Genomic DNA, 5,354 nt, shown 5'->3' on the forward strand with positions numbered 1-5,354 from the left:
TCGCGTAGAGCGGCATGATGCCGTCGCTGCGCAGCGCCATGTTGCCGAACTCGCTCAGCAGCCGATGCTCGTTCGCGACGTTGGCGCGTGCGTCGGCACGGACGATCCGCTCGCGCTTGATCTCGAGAATGCTGATCTTGTCGAGCAGCTCGCCCCAGGAAACGGGAACCATCGGACTAACCTTGGACGCCATATGCCGCTCCTTCGTCGATTGAATGGGTTCGTGTGTCGAGCGCGTCCGCGATCCTCTCGACGACGCCGGTCCAGTCGCCGGCACGCGCTTGCACGAACAGGCGCATCGTCGGATACCACGGCGTGTCGGCGCGATCAGGCGACCAGCGCCAGTCGGGCTCTGCCTTGAGCATCAGCCACGTCGTGCGTCCGAGCGCGCCCGCCAGATGCGCGATCATCGTGTCGACGGTTATGACGAGCGAGCACGCGGCAATCAGCGAGGCGGTCGCGTTGATGTCGAACGGGCAGCCGTCGGGATTGAGGACGTCGAGGTCGGTCGGCTCGGCGACGAGCGACAGGCAGCGGCGCCCGGCGCACAACGGCGCGAGCAGTGCGGGCGGCACGCGGCGGTCGTGATCCCAATCGCCGGCGGAATAGCATAAGCCGATCGTGCCCGCGGGCAGCGCGGCGGGGCTGGCGTGCAGATAGGGCGCGCGCGCGTGATCCGGCGTTGCACGCAGCGCCTGCGGCAGTTCGGTGATCTCGATGTCGCACGCGGACGGTTTTGCCGGGCGGGCGTGATCGAACGCGAGCATGCGATCGACGCCCGCGATGCCACCCAGCAGACCATGCAGCCGCGCCGGTGCCTCGACCGTCACCGATCGCGCGCGCCTGGCCAGCAGCGGCAGATATCGCGCGAACTGGATCGTATCGCCCAGCCCGTGATAACAGCGCACCAGCACGTCGGTGCCGTCGAACGCGCGACCGTCCCATACCCAGCGGCGGTGGTAATCGACCCTCGAATCGTCGCGTTCGGCAGGATCACGTCCGGCGATTACCGCGTCGCCGATCGCGAACGCCGCCGCATAATCGCCGCGCCGCATCGCCGCGGTCCACGGGTCGATGTCGGATCGAGCGGCGGCTTCTACCATCCCCGTCCAATCCTTGGCTGCATGCCACGGTTCCGTCGTTGCGCTGGCGTAATGCAATAAGCTTTGTTGCTTCGCTCAAGGAACGCGGCCAAGTCAGGAGTGTTGGCGTAACGATCACTCGGCGTGCTCGCATGCCGCACCAAGGGGGCTGGATTGACCGACACCGAACAGCGCGACGATGCGCGCGCGGCGCTGCGCGAGGAAGTGCACGCGCTGGCGCCGTGGTTCCACAACATCGATTTGGGCAACGGGCTCCACACCGCGCCCGAGCATTTCCTGGGTGACTATCCCAATTTCAAGTTCGCGATGTTCCGCGACTGCGTGCCCGCCGACCTGACTGGCAAGACCGTGCTCGATATCGGCTGCAACGCGGGCTTCTACTCGATGGAGATGAAGCGGCGCGGCGCGGCGCGGGTTGTCGGGATCGACTCGGACGAGCGTTATCTGGCGCAAGCGCGCGTCGCGGCGCGTGCGCTGGGGTTCGAGGACAGTGTCGAGTTCCGTAACCTGTCGGTTTACGATGTCGCGAAGCTGGGCGAGCGGTTCGACCTCGTGATCTTCATGGGCGTGCTCTACCACCTGCGCCACCCGCTCTTGGCACTCGACCTGATCCGTGAGCACGTCGCGCGCGACCTGATGCTGTTCCAGACGATGCAGCAGGGCTCCACGCAAGTGTCCGACGTGCCCGAGGATCACCCGTTCTTCCTGCCAGACAGCTACACGCCGCCGCCGTATTTCGATGAACCCGGCTACCCGAAGATGCACTTCATCGAACGCAAGTTCGCGGGCGACTGGACCAACTGGTGGGCACCCAATCGTGCGGGATCGATGGCGATGCTGCGCGCGGCGGGGTTCGAGATCGTCGAAAGCCCGCAGGATGACGTGTTTCTTTGCCGCGCCACCGACGTGCCCTATGCGCAATTTGGTCCGGCCGCGGTCTATCCGGCTAAGAACGATATGGGGGCAAAAGCGTGATCGAAGCGGCGATGATCTGGAACGAGCCGAACAACAAGTCGCACTGGGACCCGGAGGTCGACCCCGACTGGTCGAAGTTCGCCGACACCGTCAGCCGCACCGGCGCCGCGATTCACAGCGTCAATCCGGGTGTGACGCGCGTGCTGGGCGGCATGTCGCCGATCGACCCGATGTGGGTGAAGCGGCTGGAGGGCCACGGCTGCCTGGACGCCGTCGACGTGCTGGCGGTGCACGGCTTCCCGCTCGACTGGAATCTGTGGTCGATCCACGATTGGCCGAAGAAGATCGCCGAGATCGAGGCCGTGACGGACAAGCCCGTGTGGGTGACCGAGGTCGGCGTCGGCTCGTTCGGCGCGGAGGAAGTGCAGGTGTTCGGGGTCGAGAAGACCGCCGAGCTGCTGATCGGCCGCGTGCCGCGCATCTACTGGTACTCGCTGTTCGACCTGCCGCAGGAATGGGGCGCGACGACGCGCCACCGCGAGGCCGAAGGGTCAAGCTATTACCGCCATTTCTACATGGGGCTGATCCGCGCCGACGGCACCCCCAAGCCGTCGCTCGACTCTTATGCCAAGGTGGCGAGCGAGATGGGGCTGATGCAGTGGTTCCACTACCTAGACCCGCGTCTGGACGACGCCGTCGAGTGGATGAAGCGGCTCGGCACGAAGAAGCTGCGCACCGGATTGTCATGGGCCGACAGCTTCCGCCCCGACGCGCTCGGCTGGTTCGACCGGCAGATGGAGGCGCTGCAGGATTTCGACACCACCGTCACCTTCTGCTTCACGCCCGAGCATCTCGGCATCCAGCCGCACCACACCAGCGCGGCGCGCGATCCGCAGGCGTTCGCCGACTTCTGCGCGCAGATGATCGAGCGCTACGCGCCCAAGGTGGCAGTGCCGGTGACCGAGACGGTCGCGGCGTAAATTTAAGCGGTGGTGTCTTCCCGATCGGAAGGCACCACCGCGTTGCCCAGCTCCTCGGCACGGCGCACCGTCACCATCAGGCCGAGGTCCGCATAAGCCACACGCCGCTTCGGATCGGTCGCGTCGTCGGGTGCGACCGCGAGGCGGCGGTTGACCTTGCTGCGGTGATGCATCCGCGCGGTATTTTCCTGACCGACGTAGCAGCCCTTGGTGAAGCTGACACCGTTCAGCTCGCGCGCATTCGCCTCGAGCCACAGCGTCTCGCCCGAGCCGAGCTCGGCCAACCCTTCGGTCACGCCGAGCGATAGGCGGTGCGCGTGCCAACCCTCTGCCGGCGCACCGGGCGGCGCGATCCAGCGATAGCCCAGCGCGCGCGAGCGTGGGTCAGGCTGCGCGCCTTCCACCGGTTCGCGCGACCAGTGCACCGCCGATTCCTCATCGCGCGCGATCGTGATCACGCGGCGCAGGCGGTAGATCGACAGTCGCCGCGCGAGCGCGTCGGCCTGATCCGCCTCGACATCGAGCAGCACGTCGTCGCCGTCCGCCCACATGATGAAGTCGAACAACGCCTTTCCCTGCGGCGTCAGCAGCGCGGCGTAGGCCGGCAGCCGCGCGGTATCGTTCGTCACCAATCCTTGCAGGAAGCCACGCACGTCCTCGCCCGCAATACGCAACACCGCGCGATCACTCAAGGTGGTGCCGTCAGGCGCGGTCGTCGGGGTGGCGTCGCTCATGCCCCCGAGTTAGGGAGGCGCATCACGCGACGAAAGGGCTGGCGATGGCGACCTGTGACCTGAAACTGACGGGCGGCACTGTTCACACGCCGGGTGGTCCCGTGCAGACCGACGTGGGGGTCAGCGGCGGGCGGATCGTCGCGATCGGACAGGTGAGCGACGCCGGCCGCACGATCGACTGCACCGGGCTCGACATCCTGCCGGGCGTCATCGACACGCAGGTCCACTTCCGTGAACCGGGCCTCGTCCACAAGGAGGATCTGGAAAGCGGCAGCGTCGCTGCGGTCATGGGCGGCGTGACGGGCGTGTTCGAGATGCCCAATACCAAGCCCAACACCGACAGCGCCGAGGCGATCGCCGACAAGCTGGCACGCGCGAAGGACAGGATGTGGTGCGACCACGCCTTCTACGTTGGTGCCACGCACCACAATCCGCAGGTGCTCGCCCAGCTGGAGCGGATGCCGGGCACCGCGGGCGTCAAGATCTTCATGGGCGCGTCAACCGGCGACCTCTTGGTCAGCGACGACGCCACCTTGTCGCAGGTGCTCGCCCACGGCACGCGCCGCGTCGCGATCCACGCCGAGGACGAGGACCGGATGAACGCGCGCGAGAATGAGCGCGTCACCGGCGATGCCTCGTCGCATCCCGTCTGGCGCGACGACGAGAGCGCAATCCTCGCCACGCGCCGCATCCTAGGGCTGGCGCGCGCGGCGGGGCGGCGCATCCACGTGCTCCACGTGACGACGCCTGCCGAGTTGGAGCTGCTCGGGCAGAACAAGGACATCGCGACCTGCGAGGTGACGCCGCAGCACCTCACGCTAGCCGGCGAAGAGGCGTACCCGCGGCTCGGCACGCTGGCGCAGATGAACCCGCCGATCCGCTCGGGCGCGCACCGCAACGGTTTGTGGCACTGGCTCAACCAGGGCGTGCCCGACGTGATCGGCTCCGACCACGCGCCGCACACGCTGGAGGAAAAATCGAAGCCCTACCCCGCCAGCCCAAGCGGCATGCCCGGCGTGCAGACGCTGCTGCCGCTACTGCTCGATCACGCGGCGAACGGCCGCCTGAGCTTGCAGCGCGTGATCGAGCTGACCAGTGCGGGGGCGCAGCGCATCTTCGGGATCGTCGGCAAGGGCCGCATCGTCGCGGGCTACGACGCCGACTTCACGGTGGTCGACCTGAAGAAACGCTGGACGATCGAGGACCGCTGGCTCGCCTCGCGCAGCGGCTGGTCGCCGTTCACGGGCATGGAGCTGACCGGCAAGCCGATCGGCACGATCGTGCGCGGTCAGGTCGCGATGTGGGAGGACCAGCTCGGCGAGCGCGCACAGGGCGCGCCGATCCGGTTCGAGGCGACCGCGTTCGGGCGCTGATCGCTGGAACAAGGCGACGCGGCGGGTCGATCCGCCGCGCCGTCTGCCTCAGAACGGCATCCACTTCGACTTTTCGCTGAACTTCATCCAGCCGACGTTGACGCCCGCGCGCCAGCCGACGCCGAGCCGCACCGGAATCAGCACCACGTTGCCGCGCCGCAGATAAGTCGCGGCGAATCCGCCGACGAAGTACAGTCGCCCCTCCGCACCCGGGAAGCGCTTGAACAGCTCCTGCGTGTCGTAGAGGTT

At 67.3% G+C, this 5,354-nt stretch carries 6 protein-coding genes; 3 read left to right on the forward strand and 3 right to left on the reverse strand.

Features of this window, described 5'->3' with window-relative positions; translation table 11 throughout:
- Positions 1 to 176: 176 nt before the first annotated feature.
- Positions 177 to 1,103, reverse strand: coding sequence for a hypothetical protein (locus tag QZ847_RS06935; RefSeq protein ID WP_294354702.1), 927 nt, complete (start codon positions 1,101 to 1,103; stop codon positions 177 to 179).
- A gap of 153 nt (positions 1,104 to 1,256) precedes the next feature.
- Here QZ847_RS06935 and QZ847_RS06940 point away from each other — a divergent pair, with 153 nt between their 5' ends.
- Positions 1,257 to 2,078 carry a TIGR04290 family methyltransferase gene (locus QZ847_RS06940; RefSeq protein ID WP_294354704.1) on the forward strand — a complete coding sequence of 274 codons (822 nt, stop codon included), beginning with the start codon at positions 1,257 to 1,259 and terminating at the stop codon, positions 2,076 to 2,078.
- Positions 2,075 to 2,998: a glycosyl hydrolase gene (locus QZ847_RS06945; RefSeq protein ID WP_294354707.1), complete on the forward strand. Its 924-nt coding sequence runs from the start codon at positions 2,075 to 2,077 to the stop codon at positions 2,996 to 2,998. Before QZ847_RS06940 ends, QZ847_RS06945 begins: the two co-directional genes overlap by 4 nt.
- 2 nt (positions 2,999 to 3,000) lie before the next feature.
- On the opposite strand, the gene QZ847_RS06950 is transcribed toward QZ847_RS06945, so the two are convergent.
- Positions 3,001 to 3,732, reverse strand: coding sequence for a folate-binding protein (locus tag QZ847_RS06950; RefSeq protein WP_294354709.1), 732 nt, complete (start codon positions 3,730 to 3,732; stop codon positions 3,001 to 3,003).
- Between the two features lie 44 nt (positions 3,733 to 3,776).
- Here QZ847_RS06950 and QZ847_RS06955 point away from each other — a divergent pair, with 44 nt between their 5' ends.
- On the forward strand, positions 3,777 to 5,105 hold the full coding sequence (locus tag QZ847_RS06955; protein ID WP_294354711.1) for a dihydroorotase: 1,329 nt from the start codon (positions 3,777 to 3,779) through the stop codon (positions 5,103 to 5,105).
- 48 nt (positions 5,106 to 5,153) lie between these two features.
- Here the strand turns inward: QZ847_RS06955 and QZ847_RS06960 are convergent.
- A partial coding sequence (locus QZ847_RS06960) for an EipA family protein (RefSeq protein WP_294354715.1) occupies positions 5,154 to 5,354 on the reverse strand: 201 nt, incomplete at its 5' end.

The sequence above is a fragment of the uncultured Sphingomonas sp. genome (genome assembly GCF_913778135.1).
In the GTDB taxonomy this organism is placed as follows: Bacteria; Pseudomonadota; Alphaproteobacteria; order Sphingomonadales; family Sphingomonadaceae; genus Sphingomonas.